This is a genomic window from Cetobacterium sp. ZOR0034, assembly GCF_000799075.1.
In the GTDB taxonomy this organism is placed as follows: Bacteria; Fusobacteriota; Fusobacteriia; order Fusobacteriales; family Fusobacteriaceae; genus Cetobacterium_A.
Genome location: NZ_JTLI01000006.1, coordinates 89,713 through 112,452, shown reverse-complemented (window position 1 = coordinate 112,452; position 22,740 = coordinate 89,713). Strand labels below are relative to the sequence as shown.

28 protein-coding genes are annotated in these 22,740 nt (G+C 29.9%); 14 read left to right on the top strand and 14 right to left on the bottom strand.

What is annotated here, in order from left to right; all coding sequences use genetic code 11:
- The first annotated feature begins 2 nt into the window (after window positions 1-2).
- From L992_RS02155 to L992_RS02130, 6 genes are all read left to right on the top strand, one after another.
- Window positions 3-344, top strand: coding sequence for a hypothetical protein (locus L992_RS02155; RefSeq protein ID WP_047380533.1), 342 nt, complete (start codon window positions 3-5; stop codon window positions 342-344).
- A complete protein-coding gene (locus L992_RS02150) occupies window positions 344-712 on the top strand; it encodes a DUF1934 family protein (protein WP_047380535.1) in 369 nt (122 codons plus the stop codon). The genes L992_RS02155 and L992_RS02150 overlap by 1 nt, the downstream gene beginning before the upstream one ends.
- Window positions 713-764: 52 nt before the next feature.
- Complete coding sequence (locus L992_RS02145; protein WP_047380537.1) at window positions 765-2,186, top strand: M48 family metallopeptidase; 1,422 nt, start codon at window positions 765-767, stop codon at window positions 2,184-2,186.
- 24 nt (window positions 2,187-2,210) lie between these two features.
- The gene (lysS, locus tag L992_RS02140) at window positions 2,211-3,689 is read left to right on the top strand and encodes a lysine--tRNA ligase (RefSeq protein ID WP_047380539.1); all 1,479 of its coding nucleotides are present in this window, start codon (window positions 2,211-2,213) and stop codon (window positions 3,687-3,689) included.
- Between the two features lie 75 nt (window positions 3,690-3,764).
- Window positions 3,765-4,106, top strand: coding sequence for a CidA/LrgA family protein (locus L992_RS02135; protein WP_047380541.1), 342 nt, complete (start codon window positions 3,765-3,767; stop codon window positions 4,104-4,106).
- On the top strand, window positions 4,107-4,802 hold the full coding sequence (locus L992_RS02130; RefSeq protein ID WP_047380543.1) for an LrgB family protein: 696 nt from the start codon (window positions 4,107-4,109) through the stop codon (window positions 4,800-4,802).
- Window positions 4,803-5,062: 260 nt separating this feature from the next.
- Here the strand turns inward: L992_RS02130 and L992_RS02125 are convergent, their stop codons facing one another.
- From L992_RS02125 to L992_RS02105, 5 genes are all read right to left on the bottom strand, one after another.
- Window positions 5,063-5,305, bottom strand: coding sequence for a hypothetical protein (locus L992_RS02125; RefSeq protein WP_047380545.1), 243 nt, complete (start codon window positions 5,303-5,305; stop codon window positions 5,063-5,065).
- A gap of 73 nt (window positions 5,306-5,378) precedes the next feature.
- Window positions 5,379-5,714 carry an STAS-like domain-containing protein gene (locus tag L992_RS02120; protein ID WP_047380547.1) on the bottom strand — a complete coding sequence of 112 codons (336 nt, stop codon included), beginning with the start codon at window positions 5,712-5,714 and terminating at the stop codon, window positions 5,379-5,381.
- Between the two features lie 20 nt (window positions 5,715-5,734).
- Complete coding sequence (locus L992_RS02115; protein WP_052191617.1) at window positions 5,735-6,229, bottom strand: toxin-antitoxin system YwqK family antitoxin; 495 nt, start codon at window positions 6,227-6,229, stop codon at window positions 5,735-5,737.
- Between the two features lie 15 nt (window positions 6,230-6,244).
- Window positions 6,245-6,655, bottom strand: a complete 411-nt coding sequence (locus L992_RS02110; RefSeq protein WP_052191618.1) for a SoxR reducing system RseC family protein — start codon at window positions 6,653-6,655, stop codon at window positions 6,245-6,247.
- Between the two features lie 115 nt (window positions 6,656-6,770).
- The gene (locus tag L992_RS02105) at window positions 6,771-6,983 is read right to left on the bottom strand and encodes a hypothetical protein (protein ID WP_047380549.1); all 213 of its coding nucleotides are present in this window, start codon (window positions 6,981-6,983) and stop codon (window positions 6,771-6,773) included.
- Between the two features lie 165 nt (window positions 6,984-7,148).
- Here L992_RS02105 and L992_RS02100 point away from each other — a divergent pair, with 165 nt between their 5' ends.
- The 8 genes from L992_RS02100 to L992_RS02065 all read left to right on the top strand — a co-directional run bounded on the left by L992_RS02100 (window position 7,149) and on the right by L992_RS02065 (window position 14,100).
- Window positions 7,149-7,943 (top strand): TIGR00282 family metallophosphoesterase, encoded by a 795-nt coding sequence (locus L992_RS02100; protein WP_047380550.1) that lies wholly within the window; start codon window positions 7,149-7,151, stop codon window positions 7,941-7,943.
- Window positions 7,944-7,953: 10 nt separating this feature from the next.
- Complete coding sequence (gene prmA, locus L992_RS02095) at window positions 7,954-8,883, top strand: 50S ribosomal protein L11 methyltransferase (protein WP_047380551.1); 930 nt, start codon at window positions 7,954-7,956, stop codon at window positions 8,881-8,883.
- Window positions 8,884-8,895: 12 nt separating this feature from the next.
- Window positions 8,896-9,558, top strand: coding sequence for a (d)CMP kinase (cmk, locus tag L992_RS02090; RefSeq protein WP_047394123.1), 663 nt, complete (start codon window positions 8,896-8,898; stop codon window positions 9,556-9,558).
- A gap of 74 nt (window positions 9,559-9,632) precedes the next feature.
- Window positions 9,633-10,790: a 3-deoxy-D-manno-octulosonic acid transferase gene (locus L992_RS02085; RefSeq protein WP_231549749.1), complete on the top strand. Its 1,158-nt coding sequence runs from the start codon at window positions 9,633-9,635 to the stop codon at window positions 10,788-10,790.
- A complete protein-coding gene (gene trmB / locus L992_RS02080; protein WP_047380554.1) occupies window positions 10,787-11,488 on the top strand; it encodes a tRNA (guanosine(46)-N7)-methyltransferase TrmB in 702 nt (233 codons plus the stop codon). The genes L992_RS02085 and trmB overlap by 4 nt, the downstream gene beginning before the upstream one ends.
- A 25-nt stretch (window positions 11,489-11,513) precedes the next feature.
- The gene (locus L992_RS02075; RefSeq protein WP_047380555.1) at window positions 11,514-12,794 is read left to right on the top strand and encodes an adenylosuccinate synthase; all 1,281 of its coding nucleotides are present in this window, start codon (window positions 11,514-11,516) and stop codon (window positions 12,792-12,794) included.
- A 52-nt stretch (window positions 12,795-12,846) separates the two neighbouring features.
- On the top strand, window positions 12,847-13,878 hold the full coding sequence (locus tag L992_RS02070; protein WP_047380556.1) for an asparaginase: 1,032 nt from the start codon (window positions 12,847-12,849) through the stop codon (window positions 13,876-13,878).
- 9 nt (window positions 13,879-13,887) lie between these two features.
- Entirely contained in the window at window positions 13,888-14,100 is a 213-nt protein-coding gene (locus L992_RS02065) for a hypothetical protein (protein ID WP_047394118.1), read from the top strand.
- 36 nt (window positions 14,101-14,136) lie between these two features.
- On the opposite strand, the gene tgt is transcribed toward L992_RS02065, so the two are convergent.
- From tgt to folD, 9 genes are all read right to left on the bottom strand, one after another.
- Window positions 14,137-15,303, bottom strand: a complete 1,167-nt coding sequence (tgt, locus tag L992_RS02060) for a tRNA guanosine(34) transglycosylase Tgt (protein WP_052193876.1) — start codon at window positions 15,301-15,303, stop codon at window positions 14,137-14,139.
- An 11-nt stretch (window positions 15,304-15,314) separates the two neighbouring features.
- Window positions 15,315-17,495, bottom strand: coding sequence for a bifunctional (p)ppGpp synthetase/guanosine-3',5'-bis(diphosphate) 3'-pyrophosphohydrolase (locus L992_RS02055; RefSeq protein WP_047380558.1), 2,181 nt, complete (start codon window positions 17,493-17,495; stop codon window positions 15,315-15,317).
- A 66-nt stretch (window positions 17,496-17,561) separates the two neighbouring features.
- Window positions 17,562-18,074, bottom strand: coding sequence for an adenine phosphoribosyltransferase (locus L992_RS02050; RefSeq protein WP_047380560.1), 513 nt, complete (start codon window positions 18,072-18,074; stop codon window positions 17,562-17,564).
- A gap of 56 nt (window positions 18,075-18,130) precedes the next feature.
- Entirely contained in the window at window positions 18,131-18,919 is a 789-nt protein-coding gene (locus L992_RS02045; RefSeq protein ID WP_047394117.1) for a tetratricopeptide repeat protein, read from the bottom strand.
- A complete protein-coding gene (locus L992_RS02040; protein ID WP_231549748.1) occupies window positions 18,920-19,579 on the bottom strand; it encodes a DUF502 domain-containing protein in 660 nt (219 codons plus the stop codon). It abuts the gene before it with no gap.
- A gap of 2 nt (window positions 19,580-19,581) precedes the next feature.
- Entirely contained in the window at window positions 19,582-20,841 is a 1,260-nt protein-coding gene (locus L992_RS02035) for a hemolysin family protein (protein WP_047380565.1), read from the bottom strand.
- Window positions 20,842-20,961: 120 nt separating this feature from the next.
- Entirely contained in the window at window positions 20,962-21,420 is a 459-nt protein-coding gene (gene accB, locus L992_RS02030; RefSeq protein ID WP_047394115.1) for an acetyl-CoA carboxylase biotin carboxyl carrier protein, read from the bottom strand.
- A 9-nt stretch (window positions 21,421-21,429) separates the two neighbouring features.
- Complete coding sequence (locus L992_RS02025) at window positions 21,430-21,870, bottom strand: ACT domain-containing protein (protein ID WP_047380569.1); 441 nt, start codon at window positions 21,868-21,870, stop codon at window positions 21,430-21,432.
- Between the two features lie 13 nt (window positions 21,871-21,883).
- Window positions 21,884-22,738: a bifunctional methylenetetrahydrofolate dehydrogenase/methenyltetrahydrofolate cyclohydrolase FolD gene (folD, locus tag L992_RS02020; RefSeq protein WP_047380571.1), complete on the bottom strand. Its 855-nt coding sequence runs from the start codon at window positions 22,736-22,738 to the stop codon at window positions 21,884-21,886.
- Window positions 22,739-22,740 lie beyond the last annotated feature (2 nt).

Here is a 22,740-nt window from a genome sequence, read left to right as displayed (position 1 = left end):
CAATGTATTCGCAAGGAGAAACTTTTTATCACATCATCGATGACGAGGAGTTTGAAATAACAGTCTTAGAAAATCTTATTATTAGAGATAAGGAATACCTTATAACTGAGGATTCTGACGGAACTAACTATATATTCTTATATGACGAGGATGAGGATGATCTAATTGCTGTTGATGACTCAAACGAAATAAACTCTGTTTTAGATTTCTGGAAAGAAGAATATTTAGGAGCAGACAATATCGGTGATTGGGATGATGACGAATATTACGACCGTGAAGATTCTTATGATCACGATGATTATTATGATATGGGATATGACGACGATGAAAAGGACTACTATTAATGGCTAAAATAATAATTAATAGCACTGATTCTTTCGGTGAAAAAATCTCCCAAAAAATGATTGCTCAAAAAGTAGTTTCAGACGAAACTACTGCTTTCACTTATGATAATAAGTATGGAAAAGGTGAAATAAGAATGTCCCCTTATCTTACCGAGATTTTTAAGTTTGGTGAAATCGAAAGTACTCTTATCATAAAACCTGATTCAAAAACTGATTTTATTTATAATACTCCATATTTAAAAAAGAACTTTACAGTTTTTTGTAAAAAATATGTTTATTCTGAAAATAAGTTGACAATTGCCTATGTTATATATGATAATGGTATAGAGATAAACCAATTAGAGATTGAAATAATTGAGGTACAATAAAAGCTAGAATAGAGCAATCTCTTTGCTCTATTTTTTATTAAAGGAGGGGTAAATGAAAAAAATATTTTTAATTTCTACAACAGCGTTAGTTCTTTTTAGTTGTACAAATCTTCAAACACAACTTCCAAAGCAAACTCAAGTTGTTGTTCCTAGTGTTAAAAATCCAGTTTTACCACAGGACAATTTTTTCCTGAATGAATCTGGTGTAACTTATTTATTTGATTTAACACAAAGAGACTTATCTAGTAGCGCTATTCGTGAGTATCTACCTTCTCAAGTTTTAGCACCTATGGAAGTTTATGCAGGTGAAACACTAATTATTAATAACATTAATGCTGATAGAGTGAAAATGATTTCCTCTCCTATTAAAAGTGATTATACTTTTAATATCAGTAATAACTCTTTAAATTTCAACAGTTTATACCAAGGTGAATATGTAGCTGAAATTTATAGAGGTTTCACATATATTGGTACTGTTAAGATAAAAAATAAATTGAAATATAATTTTACTGAGAAAGATAATTATGATATAATTTTAAACAGCTACAATAATAAAAATTTAGATTTATTGGTAAAAAGTGCCCAACTATATCTTGCTGCATTCCCTACGAACAGCAGACAGAAAGATGTTGCATTTATGGTACTAGACCTAAGCTCTACAAGTGAAAATAAAGTTTTAATTAATAAAGAGATTAGATATTTAAAAGAAAACTTTTCACTTAATGAGGAAGAAAATATAAAGCTTCTTGCTTTCGAAGAAAAAGCTAGTTCTGGAAGCTTTGTTATTAACAATTACTATTTAGATTACAATAGAAATAATTTAAAACTAAATACTGAAGTAATGAGAGCTATTAAAGAAAAAAATAGTGCAACATTAGATGAACTTCAATTTTTAGAAAAATTCTATAGCGACTCTCAAAGTCAAGAATTGGCCTTTTTAATTGGTTCATTATATACAAAAAATGGGGATAATGATAAAGGAAACTACTATCTAAGCTTAGGTGGTACTTCTTCTGCAACAACTACAGATACCCCTACATTTATAACTTCACCATCAGAACCTTCTAGCTCTTTAATTGATCAGAAAAGAGATGAAAATGTAACTATTATCTCTCCATCTTCTGACTCATCTAAAGATATAACAAATGGAATAGAGGCTCTTAATCGAAGAAGTTATAATGAAGCATTAATATTCTTTAATAAAGCAGAAAATACATCTACAAATATCTCTGAACTTAACTTCTATCGTGGAAAAACATATTTCTCGATGAATAATTTTGACAAAGCTCTTATTGACTTTGAAAAAATAACAACTCCTGATGAAAATACATCTGAGCTTTACTATTATTTAGGAGTTATTTATCATAGAAAAGGTGATATTGAAAAAGCTAAAGATTACTTAAGAAAGTCTAGAGAAAATAACCCTAGCAGTACTTGGGGTAGAAAAAGTAGCATATATTTATTGAAACTATAAATTTTAAAAAAGGGAGAAAAAACTATGGAAAAATACTTTGACAGAGTTGCAAAAGAACGTCTTGTTATGGAGCAATGGGATAAAATAAAAGAGATTGAAGCTCTTGGAGTTTACCCATTCGGAAAAAAATATGATAAAGTTCATATGGTTGGAGATCTTTTAGCATCTACTCCAGAAGCAGAGACTACTTTTAAAACAGCGGGAAGAATCATGGGATTCAGAGAGCAAGGTAAAGCTGTATTTGCTCATATCGAAGACCAAACTGGAAAAATCCAAGTTTATATTAGACAAGACCAAATTGGAGAAGAGTCTTTTGAAATTGTTAAAAAATTAGGAGCTGGAGACATCATCGGTGTTGAAGGAACTTTATTTATAACACAAAAAGGAGAGTTAACTTTAAGAAGTTCTCATGTTGAGTTACTTTCTAAAAACGTTAGAGCTCTTCCTGAAAAATTCCACGGATTAACTGACGTTGAAACTAGATATAGAAAAAGATACTTAGATCTTATCATGAACAGAGAAGTAAAAGATACTTTCATGAAAAGAGTTAGAATCATAAACGGAATCAGAGAGTTCTTAAACAGAAAAGGATTCTTAGAAGTTGAAACTCCTATGATGCATCCTATCGTTGGTGGAGCTGCTGCAAGACCTTTCATAACTCATCACAATGCTTTAGATATGGAATTATATTTAAGAATAGCTCCTGAGCTTTACTTAAAGAGATTAATAATCGGTGGATTTGATAAAGTTTATGAAATCAACAGAAACTTCAGAAACGAAGGTATGTCAACAAGACATAACCCTGAATTCACAATGATGGAACTTTACCAAGCTTATGCGGATTACAACGATATGATGGACTTAACTGAAAGTCTGTTCCAATTCTTAGCAACTGATGTTTTAGGAACTACTACTATCGAATACAATGGAAAAGAAATCAACCTTGATAAATTCAATAGAATTCACATGGTTGATATGATAAAAGATATCACTGGTGCTGATTTCTGGCAAAACCTAACTGTTGAGGAAGCTAAAGCTTTAGCTAAAGAACACAATGTTCATGTTGCTGATCACATGACTACTGTTGGGCATATTATCAATGAATTCTTCGAGCAAAAATGTGAAGAACATATTGTACAACCAACATTTATCTATGGACATCCAGTTGAAATCTCTCCTCTAGCTAAGAGAAATGCTGAGGATGGAAGATTTACTGACAGATTCGAGTTATTTATCGATGCTAGAGAGTATGCTAACGCGTTCTCTGAGTTAAATGACCCAGCTGATCAAAGAGGAAGATTAGAAGCTCAAGTTGAAGAAGCTTTATTAGGAAACGACGAAGCTACTGCTGTTATCGATGACGATTACATTGAAGCTTTAGAATACGCATTACCTCCTACAGGTGGATTAGGTATCGGTATCGATAGAGCAATCATGCTTTTAACTGGTGCACCATCAATAAGAGACGTTATCCTTTTCCCACAAATGAAAAGAAAAGATTAATTTTAATTTAGAGGTGTTCCTTTGGGGCACCTCTTTAGTATTTTTAGAAAAAAAATTTAAATCTGGAGGCTTATCGTGTTATACGAATTTCTTATTATTTTAAGTATTAACTATCTTGGTGTTATTTTAGAAAAAGTTTTTCATCTTCCTACTCCTGGAACTGTGAACGGCTTAATACTTTTATTTATTTTTCTTTCTCTGAAAATAATCAAACTAGATAGCATCAAAAATGCTGGTGATTTTTTTATCGTTAATATGATTATAACTTTTATTCCACCAAGTATAAAACTTTTGGATGTTGTAGATTTACTAAAAGTAGATTTTTTTAAATTAGTTTTACTTCTAGTTTTAACAACTTTGATTACAATGGTTATTACAGCTTTATTTGTTGATTTTATGATGAAAGGAGAGAAATAGATGAAAGAGATACTTTTTGATAATGCATTTTTCGGAATATTTATAAGCTTGATTTCTTTTAAAATAGGAAAAGATATTTTTAATAAATTTAAATTACCAATTTTAAACCCTATTTTAGTTGCGTTAGTAATAATCCTATCAATTATGAAAATTTTTGATATTCCTACATCTTATTACAATAAAGGTGGGGATATTTTAGGATTTTTTATAGCTCCTGCAACTGTCTGCTTAGCTATTCCTCTTTATAAAGAGTTAGATAGCTTAAAGAAACATTATAAAATTATTTTAATAGGTTCTTTAGTTGGGTCTATAACAGCAATTGTTTCTGTTTTAATTCTTGGAAAACTATTAGGTATTCAAGATGTTATTCTTTTATCTTTTGTACCAAAATCTATAACTACACCTATCGGAATTGAGGTTAGTAAACTACTTGGCGGAATTCCTGCCATAACAGTTTTTGCTATCATGGTAACTGGAATAACTGGTAATATCTTTGCACCATTTATGTTAAAACTATTTAAAATTGAAAATGCTATTGCTAAAGGATTGGGAATAGGTATATCTAGCCATGCTGTAGGAACAAGCAAAGCTATTGAAATGGGTGAGACTGAAGGTGCTATGAGTGCACTATCTATTGTTATTGCTGGTATCATAACCATCTTTATCGCTCCAATTATTTTAAAATTTATTTGGTAGTAATAAAAAAACCCTCCTGGGGAGGAGGGTTTTTTATAACACGGGGGAGTGTTAAAAAATAAAAAAGATTAAAATAGATTTTGGGGGGTATATAGATCTATTCAATCAAATTCGGTCTCATGATTAGTATATAATAAGAACACTTTTATGTCAAGTTTTTTTTCTGAACGCTTATTCTTTTTCAGGTGTTCTATTTTTTATATTTTTCAAATACTTTTTGTATTAAAAAAGAAAAGAATGGAATAATTCCATTCTTTTTATTATGCTAAACCTTTTTTTATCATTGCTAATGCATATTGGTGTGCATCTACTGTTGCACTTGCGTAAGCAAACTTTGTTTCTCCTTCAAAAAATCCATTTAATAACACTTGTTGTTGCTCGTCTATATTCATCATTAACCTTTCAATAGTTAATTTTCCCTCTTTAAACTCTTCTAATAATGCGTTATAAACAGCATCAAATGTACTATCATATATTTCATTTTGTATCTCTTCAAAAAACATATTTTTTACACCCCTTTTTGGTATAGTTTCTTTACTTTTTTATGTTAACATTTTTTATTAATTTTGTCAACAATTATCCTATATATGCTATCTCAAAGTTTTGGTGAACACCTAAAAACTTTGTTTTTAGTTCTTTATAATTATCTTTCAAATAAATCATTTGATTAAAAAGCCCTTGCGATGCATTTTTTATAGTTAATTTGTTTTTTAACTCATTTCCATATTCATTCCATAAATTAGTAAAAAGTACATATAAAAAGACTAATGTCGTAACTTGTATTCCTGCAAAATCTAATACTACCTCTTCCTCTTTTTTCAAAACCTCTTTGATTTTTTCATAAAAACTTTTAGCTTTATCCGGGTTTATTAGCATTGAACTATTAAAGTATTTTTTTAATTTTATTTTCATAAGGTTATTTTCTCCTACGTTTAATTTGTTTGATCAAAATGATTAGTATCTATTGTATATTCTCTTTTACCTATCAATTTCCCGTTCTGATTATAATAATTCCAAATTCCTATTGCTCGACCATTATTAAAGTTTCCAACTATATGTGGTCTTCCATTTTCATGATACAATTTAAATAAACCATGGTCTTTTCCTTTTAAATAGTATGTCTGAAATGTTTTATGTCCATCCTGGCTATACAAAACATACTTTCCATTCAACTCTCCGTTTCTCCAATTTTCTATTGACTTTATTCTACCATTCGAATAAAAAGATAACCACTTCCCTTCTGGTATACCATTTTTGTAAAACTCTCTATCTTTTTGAAATGTTACCATCCCTGTAAAAGGAGTCCCAGTATTTTTGACGAAAACTTTTCCATTTTTGTTTAAAATTTTAGAATAATCTACTTGTGAGTATTTAGCAAAAGTTAGTTGTACTAATAAAACAAAAACTATTGATATTTTTTTTATCATAATTTCAATCCCTCACTATTTTCTTTCTATATCTATTATCTTTACTGCTCTTTCCATTTTATGTTTAACTATTTTTCTATCGTAAAAAAATATTCCTAAAAAAGTTATAGCTAAACTTATAAAGCTCGTAAGTATACTCTTTCCTTCTGAAAACCCTATTTTAGCTCCCAAATAATATCCTAAAAACATAAATATCAAGGGAAGGATATATACAATCATAGCTGCCTTAAAAACTTGATTATCTTCCATTTCAAAAGTTATTATATCGCCTTTTTTTATATCATCTCTATCAGATATAAAAGTAAAAGTATTTGCTATTTTAGCACTTTCACTACAGTTATTACAGTGTGAGCAAGCACTTTCCTTATACATTGAAACAACTACCTTATTTCCCATTCTATCTTTGACTAAACCACTACTTTTCATTATCTGCTCCTTATTGAAATGATTATATTGAAATTATAACATATTTTTTTATAGAACTAAATTTTTTTTAAATAAAAAAAGACAAGAAATAAATCTTGCCTTCCTAAAATATATTTTATAATTTTTCGTGTAGTGTTCCACCAACAGCACACTTACATCCCATACCTACTTCTACACATCTACTTGGATCAATGTAAACTACATCCCATCCGTCATCTTCATCGTCACCATATCCAACTTCACCTATAAACATTAACTCAAGCCCTTTTGCTTTTAATTCCTCTTCAGTTTGTCCTATTTTTTTTAAAAATTCCTCTTTAGTTAACATATGCGTCACTCCTAGTTTGTTTATTATCTGACTCAATAATACACCATTTTCGTGTAGTTGTCAACATGCAATTTGTTTTTTTTTTAAGTATTTTTTGAGTTTTAATTTCTAGTAAAAAATGTTATAATATTTTTTGGTAATACAAATATAGAAATGAGGTAAATAATGAAAGTTTTAGTTATAGGTGACGTTGTTGGAAATCCTGGTAGAAAAACTTTAAAAGCATATCTTGATAAATATAAAAACAACTATGATTTTATAATTGTTAATGGAGAGAATGCTGCTGCTGGATTCGGAATCACTGCAAAGCTTTGTGATGAAATTTTAGATTGGGGAGTAGACATTATTACAAGTGGAAATCACATTTGGGATAAAAGAGAGATTTATGATTATTTAGATAGAAGTAATAGACTTCTTCGTCCACATAATTATCCTAACGGTGTTCCTGGTACTGGGTACTCTATTTTAAAAGATAGAAAAGGAAATAAAATAGCTGTTGTATCACTTCAAGGAAGAGTTTTTATGCCTCCAATTGATTGTCCTTTTACAACTGCTAATACTCTTATTGAAGAGATTAGAAAAGAGTGTAAACATATTATAATAGATTTCCATGCTGAAGCTACTTCAGAAAAATTAGCTCTTGCTAACTACTTAGATGGAAAGGTTTCTGTGGTTTATGGAACACATACACATGTTCAAACTGCAGACAACAAAATTTTATTAGAGGGTACTGGTTATATCAGTGATGTTGGAATGACTGGTTCTGATAATGGGATAATAGGTATGAAGAAAGAATCAATCATCCCTAAATTCTTAACTGCTTTACCACAAAAATTTGATATTGCTGAAGGTAAAGAAAGAATTAATGGCTTAGATATTGAGCTAGATGATGAAACTGGTGAATGTACAAAAATTGAAAGAATCAACCTTTCTCTTATTGAGTTAGGAATATTTAATTAGGAAGGTTTTTATGAAAGTTGTTGAAATAAAAGTTATATTTGATAGTGATAGTATTGAAGATACTCAAAAAGAGATTTGTGATATATTCTATGGATTTGGAGCTACTGGTTTAAAAATCGATGAACCATTAAAAACAAAAAATCCTTTAGATTTTTATAAAGATGAAAAGCAATTCTTAATGGTTGACTATGCAGTTTCTGCATATTTCCCTATGAATCCTTATTCTCAAAGAAGAAATGACCTTATAAAGGCTGCTTTTGAAGAAAGATTCAATGACAGAGATGATGTTGTTTTTACTATAGATTTCTACGAATACGATGAAGAAGACTACCAAAATAGTTGGAAAAAATATCTATATCCTGAAAAAGTAAGTGAAAAGTTTGTGGTTAAACCTACTTGGAGAGAATATGAACCTGAAGAAGATGAATTAGTTATTGAACTAGATCCTGGAAGAGCTTTTGGTACTGGTTCTCATCCTACAACCTCTCTTTGTTTAAAAATAATGGAAGAGAATATCAAACCTGGAAATACTGTTATCGATGTAGGAACTGGTTCTGGAATATTGATGATTGCCGCTGAAAAATTGGGAGCAACTGATATCTATGGAACTGATATTGACGAATTAGCTGTTGAAGCTACAAAAGAAAATTTAGAACTTAATAAAATTTCTGAAAATACTGCTCAAGTTTTCTTAGGAGATTTAATATCTGTTGTTCAAGATAAACAGTTTGATGTTGTTGTAGCTAATATTTTAGCTGATGTCATTCTACTTCTTTTAAAAGATATATTTAAAGTTGTTAAAAAAGATGGTTTAATTATATTCTCTGGAATTATTGAAGATAAGTTACCTGAGATAGTAAAACAAGTCGAAGAAAAAGGTCTTGAAATACTAGAAATAAAAAGAGATAAAGAGTGGAGAGCTCTTCTTATTAAAGCCTAGGGAGGATTTTTTATGAAAAATTATATCATTGCATTAGATGGTCCTGCTGGAAGTGGGAAAAGTACTATCGCTAAAGTAATTGCTAAAAATTTTGGTTTAACATACCTTGATACTGGAGCAATGTACAGAATGGTAGCTCTTTATATTCTTGAGAATAATATTGACTTCCATAATCCAAGTGCTGTTGAAAGTATTTTAGATAATATAAAAGTTGATATTATTGAAGATAAATTTATATTAAATAATGAAGATGTTTCTCTTAAAATCAGAACTCCTGAGGTTACTAAAATAGTTTCTCCTGTTTCAGCTATCAAAGCTGTTAGGACAAAGTTAGTTGATTTACAAAGAGAGATTAGTAATGGTAAAAAAGTTATCTTGGATGGTAGAGATATTGGGACTGTTGTATTTCCAAATGCTGATCTAAAAGTATTTCTAATAGCTTCTGCTGAAGAAAGAGCTAAAAGAAGAGTTAAAGACTATGCTTCAAAAGGAATTATAGAAGATTTTGAGACTGTTTTGAAAGATATTTTAGAAAGAGATCATACAGACTCAACAAGAAAAGAGAGTCCTCTAAAAAAAGCCGACGACGCTATTGAAGTTGATACAAGCTTCATGAACATAGAGGAAAGCGTAGCTGCTATAGCTAATTTAATCCAAATCAAAATTGGAGGATAATAATGCTTTATAATCTGTTGAGAGGATTTTTATATCCTTTCCTCTTTATTTTTTTACTTTTTAAACCTAAAAAAATGAAATTTGTTTTCTCGAGATTATTTCAAGATTTATCAATACTGAAAAAAGGAGAAGAGTATACTTGGTTACACTGTTCCTCTGTAGGTGAGATAAATCTTTCGGACGCTCTTATAAAAAAACTCAAAGAAAATTTTCAAGAGAATATTTTAATTACTGTTTTTACTGATACAGGCTATGAAACTGCTTTAAATAAATACTCAAAAGATGATAAAATATCTATATTAAAGTTTCCTTTAGATGATATGTTTATACTAAAAAAAATATTTAATTATATAAAAATATCTCGAGTAATTCTAATTGAAACTGAGATTTGGCCTAACCTAATAACTCTTGGTCATAAAATGTCTAAAGTTTATATTGTTAATGGAAGAATTTCTAATAAAAGTTTTCCTAGATACTGTAAAGTTAAATGGATTCTAAAATCTTTATTATCTAAAATAGATGGTTTTCTTATGCAATCAGAAGAAGATCGAAATAGAATAATTGCTCTTGGAGCGAATTCATCAAAAGTTTCGGTTTCAGGGAATCTAAAATTTGATATCTCTTTTGAAGAGTTTAATTTAAATGAGAAAATGATATTAAAAAAATTGTTAAAAAGCAACTGTAGAAAAATTTTCGTTGCAGGAAGTACTCGACAGGGTGAAGATTCGATTCTTATAGATATCTATAAAGAGTTGAGCAATACTTTGCTAGTCATTGTTCCTAGACATTTAGAAAGAGTTTCAGAAATTGAATCTCTTCTAAAAAATTCAAATTTAAACTATAAAAAATTGACTGATTTAGAAAACAATCATTGCACAGAAGAGTTCCAAGTATTGGTCGTTGATAAAATGGGAGTTTTAAGAAAATTCTATTCTATCGCTGATATTGTATTTGTTGGTGGAACATTAGTTGATATAGGTGGCCACAGTTTACTAGAACCTCTTTTCTATGGTAAAACACCTATTTTTGGACCTTATCTCCAAAATGTAAAAGATATCTCAAGAGATATCTTAACTCTTGGCATTGGTCATAAAATACATAATAAAGAGGAGTTTTTAAATGCTATTAATCTCTTAGAAACAAATCCTGTTTCTGAGGATAAAATAAAAGAGTTTTTCAAAAGTAATAAAAATGCTGCTGAAAAAACGATTAAATTTATGGAGGAAGAATGAAAGAAAGATTAGAAGATACTCTATGGAGACACTTCTTCACAAATCCAAGAATTAACTATAACCCTTATATGGTTAAGTTAGTAGAATACCCTAATCACATTATCTATGATAGTGAAATTATGGATTCTTACAGAGACCATTGGAACCAAAAAGCTTTTGGAAACAATAATCCTGTATATCTAGAAATTGGATCTGGAAGTGGAAATTTTGCTGTTGGAATGGCTGCTAAATATCCTGAGAGAAACCACTTAGCTCTTGAAATAAGATTTAAAAGATTAGTTTTATCTGCTACTAAAGCTGTTAAAAGAGATCTTAATAATGTTGTTTTCTTGAGAAGACGTGGTGAAGACATTACAAAGTTTATTGGTAAAGGAGAGATTGAAGGTTTATATATCAATTTCCCAGATCCTTGGGAAGGAAATGAAAAAAACAGAATTCTTCAACCTAAACTATTTGAACTTCTTGATGTGATTATGAAAGTTGAGGGAACTTTATTCTTTAAAACAGATCACGATCAATATTACGCTGACGTTTTAGAATTTGCTAAAGATTTAGAAAAGTACGAAGTTGTATATCATACAGCTGATTTACACAATAGTCCTAAGGCTGCTGATAATATCAGAACAGAATTTGAAGATTTATTTGTATGTAAACATAACAAAAATATCAACTATATTGAAATAAAAAAAATCAAATAACGAAATAATACATGGAGGTATTTAAATGGCAGGATATGTTGTAGTTGGAACTCAATGGGGAGACGAAGGAAAAGGTAAAATAATCGATGTTCTTGGAGATAGAGCTGACTATGTTGTTAGATTCCAAGGTGGAAACAATGCTGGACATACAGTTGTTGTAAATGGAGAGAAGTTTATACTTCACCTATTACCATCAGGTATGTTACACGGACAAGGAAAATGTATCATTGGACCAGGAGTTGTTGTTGATCCAAAAGTGCTTTTAAAAGAGTTAGATACATTAGAAGCTAAAGGAGCTAAAGTAGATCACCTATTCATAAGTGATAGAGCTCATTTAATTATGCCTTACCACATTCAACTTGATATATTAAAAGAAGAGAGAAGTGGAGATAACAAAATTGGAACTACTAAAAGAGGAATCGGACCTTGTTACTCAGATAAATTCTCAAGAGTTGGAATCAGAGCTGTTGATTTATTAGATATGGAGTTATTCGCTAAGAAATTAAAAATGAACTTAGAAGAGAAAAATGAGTTATTCACTAAAATATACGATGCACCTATTATGGATTTCAATGAAATCTTCGAAGAGTACAAAGGATATACTGAAAGATTAAAGCATAGAATCATTGATGCTACTCCTGAAATTAACAAAGCTTTAGATGACGATAAATTCGTTTTATTTGAAGGAGCTCAAGCTATGATGCTAGATATTAACTATGGAACATACCCATACGTTACATCTTCATCACCTACAAGTGGAGGAGTTACTACTGGAGTTGGAGTTTCACCTAAGAAAATCGATAGAATAATCGGAGTTATGAAAGCTTATACAACTAGAGTTGGAGAAGGACCTTTCGTTACTGAGTTAAATAACGAATTAGGAGAAAAAATCAGACAAATCGGTGGAGAGTTCGGTGCTACTACTGGAAGACCTAGAAGATGTGGATGGTTAGATCTTGTTGTTGGTAAATACGCTGTAGATATCAACGGATTAACAGATGTTGTTATCACTAAAATCGACGTTTTAAGTGGATTAGATACTTTAAAAATCTGTACTGGATACGAAATAGATGGGAAAGTTTACTCAACTGTTCCTGCAGCTACTGAAAAGTTAGCTTATGCTAAACCAATCTATGAAGAGTTACCAGGATGGACAGAGGATATCTCTAACATGAAAAACTATGATGAGTTACCTGAAAACTGTAAAAAATACCTTGCTAGAGTTGAGGAGTTCTTAGGATGTCAAATAACTGTTGTTTCAGTTGGTCCAGATAGAAATCAAAATATATTCTTAAAAGATATCTAATAAAAACTGTAATCCCCTAGGTAACTAGGGGATTACGTTTAGGAGGAGTACAATGTTAGAAAAAATTCTTATTATAAACACTGGGGGTACCATTGGTATGGTTAATAGTGAGGAAAATAATCCTAACAGCCCTTTAAGACCTGCAAAAAATTGGTTTGAAGTTGCTAAAAACCATCCTTTATTAGAAAAATTTCCAGCTGATTACTGTCAGATTCCAAATTTAATTGATTCTTCAGATATGAATCCTGAAATTTGGATCGATATCGTAAAAATTATTGAACAGAACTACTATTCTTATAGAGGATTTGTCATTTTACATGGAACTGATACTATGGCATTCACAGCTTCAGCTTTATCATTTATGCTTAAAAATCTTGATAAACCTGTTGTACTTACTGGGTCTCAAGTGCCACTAGTTACACCTAGAAGTGATGCTCTTCAAAATTTAATAACTTCTATTCAGATAGCTGGAAATAGAATATATGGTGTTAAAAGTATTCCAGAAGTAACTATCTGTTTTAGAGATGAACTTTTAAGAGGAAATCGTGCTAGAAAAATTGATGCCACTAATTATTTTGGATTTGCTTCACCTAACTATAGACCTTTAGGAGAGATTGGGTGTGAAATAAAAGTTACTGATAAAAGAGTTTTAGATATGCCTAAAAAAGAGTTTTATATTGATCCCTCTATAAATAGTAATGTTCTTATAGTTGAAATATTCCCTGGAATGAACCCTCTTTATATTAAAACTCTTGTAGAAGCTCACTCAGAAATAAAAGGAATAATATTAAAAACTTATGGAAATGGAAATGCTCCAACATCTGAATCGTTTATAACTGCTTTAGAGGCTATTATAGACTCTGGTGTTGTTGTTGTAAATATAAGTCAATGTGCAACAGGTGCTGTTAAAATGGGCCTTTATGAAGCTAGTAGTGCCTTAAAAAGAATTGGTGTTATCAGTGGCGGAGATATGACTCCTGAAGCTGCTATAACAAAACTTATGTATCTTCTAGGAAAAAATCTTTCTACTGAGGATATAAAATTATATATGGAAACTGATCTATGTGGTGAAATAACCGCTTGAAGGAGTGTTATGAATAAAGAGCTTTGGAAAAATAATAAAAACGGAAAACTTTATGAAGTTTTAAACTACAATATTATGAATTGTACGAATGAACAAGATGGTCAAAATATGTATCTTTATAGAGTTTTTTCTGAAAAAGTTTTAGATTCAAATGGAGATGAAATGCTTTTTGTTAGATCAGAGCATGAATTCAAATTAAAATTTACTAAAGAAAATATCTAATTATTTACAAAAAAAATGGGTCCAAAGACCCATTTTTTATTTATCAAACTTTTGAGGTTTAATCCATTCACTATTTTTTCCAATTGTGTAATTAGCTTCAAATTCAGCTTTGAATTCATTAAACCTTTTATCTTTTATTGCCGCTCTCGAATCTTTCATTAATTTTAATAGGAAATATAGATTGTGATATGTTGCTAATCTTCCACCTAAAATTTCTTGTGCTTTAAATAGATGTCTGATGTATCCTCTTGTATAGTTTCTACATACATAACAATCACATCCATCATCTAAAGGTCTAGTATCCTCTGAATATGAAGCATTTTTTATAACTAATCTACCATATTTTGTAAATACTGTTCCATGTCTTCCAATTCTAGAAGGTTGAACACAATCCATCATATCTATTCCTGATGCAACTGCTTCTAGCATATCTAAAGGCTCTCCTACACCCATTAAATATCTTGGTTTATCTTCAGGTAATCTCTCAACAATATAATCTAAAATTCTATACATATCTTCTCTTGGTTCTCCTACAGCTAATCCTCCAACTGCATATCCAGAGAAGTGTTCATCCATTTCACTTAATTCAGATAAACTTTTGTCTCTTAAATCTTCGTATACTCCACCTTGTACTATAGCAAATAATCCTTGCTCATCTGGCCTTTTATGTGCTTCAACACATCTTTTAGCCCATCTAGTTGTTCTCTCAATCGAAGGAATTAAATACTCTTTTGAAGACATTCCTGGAGGACACTCATCAAATAACATAACTATATCTGAACCTAAGTTATTTTGAATATTGATTGACTTTTCTGGAGAGATGAAGTGCTTTGATCCATCTAAATGAGATCTGAAGTATACTCCCTCTTCTTTAATTTGTCTTAAATCTCCTAAACTAAATACTTGGAATCCTCCACTGTCTGTTAAAATTGGTTTATTCCAATTCATAAATTTGTGTAATCCACCAAATTTAGCCACAAGCTCATCACTTGGTCTTAAATATAAATGGTATGTATTTCCTAATATTATTTCAGAACCCATCTCTTCTAACTCTTCTGGAGTCATTCCCTTTACTGTTGCTTGAGTTCCAACTGGCATAAATACAGGTGTTTCTATCTCTCCATGTGGAGTCGTGATTTTCCCTATTCTTGCCTTTCCATCCTTATCGTATAACTCATACGTTACTGGTAACTTTCTACTCATTCTTTTTTCTCCTATCTATCTACTGATATAACATCTTTTATTTTTAAAAGATGATTAACTAACTGTTTATATTCATCTTTGTTATTTAACTCAACTGTTGCTTTAATAATAGCAATTGTATCTAATCCCTTTTTTATATTATGAGAATTTAGTGATAAAACATTTATTTTGTGATTCGAAATTGTTGTCACTACATCCATTAAAATACTCTGTCTATCAAAAGCTCTAATCGTAAACACAAAAGTATACTTACTTTTTTTAGATGGTGTTTCTAAGAGCTTTTCATCCCAATGAACATCAATAACTCTTGCCGGATCATGATTTACCATTGAGATATAATTTGGACAATCCTTTCTATGGATTGCTATTCCTGTTAACTTTGTGACATATCCACCTATATTATCCCCTGGTAACGGTGTACAGCATCTCGCAAATCTTATTAATGTATTTTCTGTTCCATCAATAACTATTCCTTGATCATCTTTTTTTGCTGATTTTTTCTTAGTCGGTTCTTTTATGAAATCTTCTACTGTCGTCTCTTCGTAAGCTTTATGTTTCTCTTGCTCTAATCTTAATTTAGCTATAATAACATCAACTTTGCTTTTAGTTTCTCCCATATGGAAGTAAAAGTCATTTAATGTTGGCATGTTATGTTTTTCTAAATGCTTCTTTAAAACAGCACCCTCTTCAAACTCTTTTAGAGAGATTCCAAGTTTAGTCAACTCTTTTTCTATTAACTCTTTTCCGATCTTAATATTTTCATCTAACTTTTGATCTTTTAACCACTTTTTTATTTTACTCTTTGCACTTTGAGTCGCAACAATATCTAACCAATCATTTCCTGGTCCTTTTGCCGTCTTAGAAGTGATAACCTCAACTCTATCACCATTATTTAATTTATAATCTAGCGGAACAATTCTTCCATTAACTTTTGCTCCGATACACTTTATACCAATCTCTGTATGAATATTAAAAGCAAAATCTATAGGTGTTGCACCTTGAGCCAATTCTACAACATCCCCTTTTGGAGAAAATACAAATACTGTTTCTTTTACAATATCTCCTGTAACTTCTCTTATAAATTCCTCTGTATTTTCAGCTCCTTGATTTAGCTCAACTATATTTCTTAACCAACCATATACCTGATCTTTTTTGCTTATTTTTTTATTTTCTTTATAACTCCAATGAGCTGCAACTCCCTCTTCTGCAACTCTATCCATATCTTCAGTTCTAATTTGAATCTCTACAAATTTTCCTAAAGGACCTACTATAGTTGTATGAATAGATTGATAATTATTAGATTTTGGAACTGCTATATAATCTTTAAATCTTCCTGGAACAGGTCTGTAATTACTATGAATTACTCCTAAAGTGTTGTAACACTCTGCTTCAGTATCTAAAATTATTCTTATACCTATTAAATCATATATTCCATCAAAGTCTTTTCCTTTTTCAAACATTTTTTTATATATACTATAAAAATGTTTGAATCTTCCTCTAACTTTACCATAAATTTGAACTTCATTTAAAAGACGAGTTATATTATTTACCATCTCTTCTAAATATTTTTTTCTCTCATCCTTTTTCTCATCAATCAAAGCTTTTATATCCTTATATTTTTCAGGTTCTAAATAATATAATGACATATCTTCTAACTCCCACTTTATCTTTGCTATTCCTAGTCTATGAGCTAGAGGAGCATATATCGATAATGTTTCATGAGCTATTCTTTTTTGTTTTTCTGGTGGCATAAACTTCAACGTTCTCATATTATGAAGTCTATCTGCTAATTTGATAATAATAACTCTAACATCTTTGGCCATAGCGATTATCATCTTTCTTATATTTTCATCCTGCTTCTTAGTTCCATTTGGTAAGTGGTCTAATTTTGTAACTCCGTCTACAAGGTGGGCTACTTCATCACCAAAATTATATTTTATATCTGCTATCGTTATTAGAGTATCCTCTACTATATCATGAAGTATTCCTGCTATTATTCCCTCTGTATCCATTTTCATATCTATTAATATTTTTGTTACTTCTACAGGATGTATTATATAGCTGTCACCTGATTTTCTGTATTGTCCTATATGGCATTCCTCTGCAAAAAAGAAAGCCATTTTGATCTTCTCTCTGTCTACTTTTAAATTATGCTTATCTATTTCACTTTCTATCTCTTGCCAATATTTCATAATACACCTCTTTCTAATAAGATTATACAAATAAGGCGACACAACTTTGTGCCGCCTCAAAAGTTATTAATACTTCATTAAAGTTAATACTGGATATCCTTCTAATTTTTCTTTACCTTTTAAGTCTTCTAGTTCAATTAAGAATGCTAATCCTGCAACTACTCCACCTAATTCTTCAATTAACTTAACTGTAGCTTCTATTGTTCCACCAGTTGCTAATAAATCATCAACGATTAATACTCTTTGCCCTGGCTTTACTGAATCTTTATGCATACATAAAACATTTGAACCATACTCTAAATCATAAGCATATTCAATAACTTCTCTTGGTAACTTTCCTGGCTTTCTAACTGGAGCAAATCCTACACCTAAAGCATATGATACTGGACATCCAAATATAAATCCTCTTGCTTCTGGTCCTACAACTAAATCTATATTATGATCTTTTGCGAACTCTACAACTTTATCTGTTGCAAATTTATAAGCTTCACCATTTCCCATTAGAGGAGTGATATCTCTAAATTTTATTCCTGGTTTTGGATAATCCTCAACTAATGCTACATATTTTTTTAAATCCATTTAAATCCTCCTAAATATTACTCTTTTAAAAATTTATATCTATATAATTATCTATATCAATTGTCAATTAAATTTAAAGCCTTTTTTACTTTTTCTTTATCTCCATTTTTATAGTATAATTTTATTAATTTATTAACTATATCTCTATCTATTTTATTATAAGTTAGATAATTTTTAAGAACTCTTTCTGACAATTCATCATTTTTCAAAGATACACTATAGAAATCAGACAATTTTATAGTGTTATTTTTATTATTTTTTACTCTATTCTCTATCTTAAAAAATATATCGTTATCAAAAATTTCTATTTTTTTGAGATTATTTAAATACGAATCGAAAAATAAACTATTATTAAAAATCTCTTCATCCTCAATATATTCATAATATTTTAAAGAATTTAAAAAATTTCCGTTTATAAACTCTATATATCCTAATATAAAATAATCTTGCTCCTCTTTAAAATCTAAAGAAACCTTACTTAAATATTCTAGACTTTTTTTATAATTCTTTTTTTCAAAATTTAAATATCCCAAATTTTTCAAAGTTAAATTGTCCTTTGGATTTAATTTCAATGCTTCAATCAAATCTTTTTCAGCTTGATTTTTATTTCCAAATTGACCCTCTATAATTGCTTTCTCTCTCAATGCTTCTGAGTTTCTACTATTTATTTTTAAGATTTCTTCATAAGTTGATAAAGCTTCACTTTTTTTTCCTAATGAATATAAATTTGCTCCTTTGAGCATTAAATATTTTTCATCTTTTGTTCCAGAGTTCGTTGTATTTTCTACTAATTTTCTATTGCTACACCCAATGAATATAAAAACTAAAAAAAGATATTTGTACATCTAGTTCTCCTTTTTATTATTTGGTGGTAATATTACTCCTCCTGAAATTATAAGTTTTATCGCATCATCTACTTTTATATCTAAAATTTTCACTTCAGATTTTCTTAATATTATAAACATTCCTGATGTTGGATTAGGAGAAGTTGGTAAAAACACATTACACATCTCTTCTTCAGTTACTTCTTCAGCTAAATGATTACTACTTGCAGTCATAAACCCTATACTATAAATCCCTTTTCTAGGATACTCAAACATAACCACTTTCTGATAAGACTTCTGTCTATCAGAAGCAAATAGTGATATTATTTGTGTTATTGTACTGTAAATCTGACTAAATAGCGGAATTCTAGCTAATAGATTATTTAAAAATGTACCAATTTTTTTGAATAAAAATACTCTCATAGCAGTTCCAATTATTATTAATGTTAAAATAACTGTTATAAAAGATAATACATTTATTAAGATTTGAGTATACAAATGCAAATCTTGTTCTTTTCCTAAACCTGCGTGTATTACTAGACTTCTTATTGCTACCGTTACAAATGAATCTTGTAATAATCCTAAGAATAATTGAAATATCCAGTTAAATATATAAACCGTGATAACTATTGGTAATATCGCAATCAATCCGCTATAAAAACTGGCTTTTATTCTCTTCATTATTATTCCCCTCTTTGTATCTCTACCTTAGATACTCTCATCTTTTCGACTTGAATAACAACTAATTTTACATCTTCAAACTCAACAATATCACCAATCGATGGTATTTTCCCAAGTTCAGACATAAGTAATCCACCTAAACTCTCGTAATCTTCAGATATTGGAAGTTCTATCGCTAAATTTTTATTAATTGTTTCTATATCTAACATTGCATCTACTTCATATCTATTTTCATCAATCTCTTTTATCGTCTCTTCCTCTTCATGATCAAACTCATCACGAATCTCTCCGACAATCTCTTCTAATAGATCTTCTATTGTTAAAACTCCACCAATTCCTCCATACTCATCTAAAACCAATGCAATATGAACTTTTTTACTCTTAAATTCTTGAAGAATCTCAATTATTGATTTAGTTTCAGGAACATAATAAGCTTCCCTTACTAATTCTTTTACCTGAGTATTAGTACTATTTGCTTTTAAATAGTTTAATACGTCTTTTGTATATAAAACTCCTATTATGTTATCGATTGTTTCTTCATAAACTGGAATTCTTGAAAATCCGGCTTCGATCATCTCATCCCAAATATCATCTAATGTCTTATTCCCCTCTACTGCAAACATCGAAGTTCTCGGAGTCATTATCTCTTTTGCATTAGTTTCACCTAATCCAACGATAGAATGAATCATCTCTTTCTCTTCCTCTTCAATAATTCCTTCAGCTTCTCCAACATTCACGAAAGATATTAAATCTTCCTCTGTAAACATAATGCTTTCAGTTTTTACTTCAACACCTAAAATTCTTCCAATTAGAATTGAAGTCCACATCAATATTTTTACTAAAGGTTTCATTAACACACCAAAATAATATATTGGTGCTATTACAACTTTTGAAAAATATCTAGCATTATTTTTCGCCATAATTTTAGGCGTTATTTCTCCAAATATAAGTATTAGAACAGTCATTACTCCTGTTACAATAGCTAAACTTCTAGGAGAATTTCCCATTATATTAATTGCTAATGCAGTGGCTATAGATGAACCTAAAATATTTACTATGTTATTCCCTAATAGCATTCCTGTTAAAATCTCATTTGGACTTTTTAACCATTTTTTTAATAAATGTGCTGTCTTTTTATTCGATTTCTCTACATCTTCTAAATCTGTTGTTTTAAAAGAAGTTAACGCTGTTTCTGAGGCTGAGAAAAAACCAGATAGTAAAATTAATACAAATAATATAATAATATCACGATACGTGTCCAACTTTACAATACACCTTCCTTATTTTTTTAAATTGAATACTTATATATTCTACCATAATTCTCTATAAAAAACAACACGCTGTGCTTTCAAAGAAGAAAAAGGAAAGCTATTCGCTTTCCTCTATTTTACTAAAAATAATACATCTCCTTTTTTAACAGCTTTTCCATTTTCTGATTTTAATGCAACAACTGTTCCTGCTACTGTTGATTTAACTTCATTCATCATTTTCATAGCTTCAACAATACATACAGTATCTCCTACTTCTATTCTATCCCCTATTTTCACAAAATCCTCTGATTCTGGTGAAGGTGCTGAATAATATGTTCCCACCATTGGAGATATTACTTCTATTCCATCCTCTACTATCTCAAAAGTTTCTAATTTTTCTACACTCGAAACTTCATTTGATGTAGAAACTGCTTGCTCAACATATTTTACTGTTGATGCTGCGATCTCTTCTTTCGGTTCCTCTTTTTTCATTGTAAGCTTTGTTCCATTTACTTCTACACTAATTTCAGAAAGGTTGTGCTCCTCTATACTTTTAGCTAATTTTTTTATGCTTTCTAAATCTAACTTCATTACTCCTCCTTAGTTGCTTCCAATAACTCTTAACTCTTTTACTGAATCTAATGAACTTATTTTTTCTAACATCTCTTCAATTTTTCTAAGTAAATTTTCTGTTGTTTGAATCGATATAGTTACTCTACTTATTCCATCAATAGCTATATTTTGTACAATTGTCAAAATATTCATTTGTTCTCCTGCTATAATGTCTAAAACTCTTGCTAAAATTCCTGGTCTATCCTCTAAAGATAAATAAATACTAAATACCTTTTCTTTTCCACCTTCAAAGAATGGTTTTATATAATCTTTATACTTATAATAAGTACTTCTACTTATTCCTACTCTTTTTATAGCCTCATATTTAGAAATTCTTTCTGCTTGAACAATTTCATTTACTTTAATCACGCTTTGTATTGAATTCGGTAATATTCTTTTATCAACAATGTAAAACTCTTTTTTCTCCATTTTAAACTCTCCCCTATATTTTTTTTCCGATTTTAAATGCTTTTAATGTGTTATTAAGTAGCATCGCAATTGTCATTGGTCCTACTCCGCCTGGAACAGGAGTTATATACGATACTTTTTCTTTTACAGATTCAAAATCTACATCTCCACAGATTTTATTATTTTCATCTCTGTTAATTCCAACATCTATTATAATAGCTCCGTCTTTTACCATATCTCCTTTTAAGAAATTGGCTTTTCCTATAGCCACTATTACAACATCTGCATTTTTAGTTTTTTCTGAAAGATTTTTCGTTTTACTGTTACAAACAGTCACTGTTGCCCCTTCATTTATTAAAAGTGCTGTCATTGGCTTTCCTACTATATTACTTCTACCTATAACAACAACATCTTTCCCCTCTAAAGCCAGCTTATACTCCTCAAATAATCTAAGTATTCCTGCTGGTGTACAAGAAATTAAAGCCGTTTCATCTCCTAAAACAACCTTTCCTAAATTTTCAGGTTTAAAGCCATCAACATCCTTTGTTATATCTATCGCTTCAATAACCTTTGGTGTATCTATATGATCTGGTAACGGCAATTGAACCAGTATACCATCTATTGCATCATCTTTATTTAGTTCATCTATTTTGCTTAAAAGCTCATCTTCACTTACATCTGCTGGTAAAATAAAGTTTTTTGACTCTATTCCTACTTCAGCACATTGCTTTATTTTAGAATTAACATAAATTTTAGATGCTAAATTATCTCCAGCTTGAATCACTGCTAAACCTGGAACCTTTCCCATTCTCTCTTTTATCTCAACTATCTCATTTTTTATAGAATCTCTAACTTTTTGAGATACGTATTTACCATCTAAAATTTTCATTA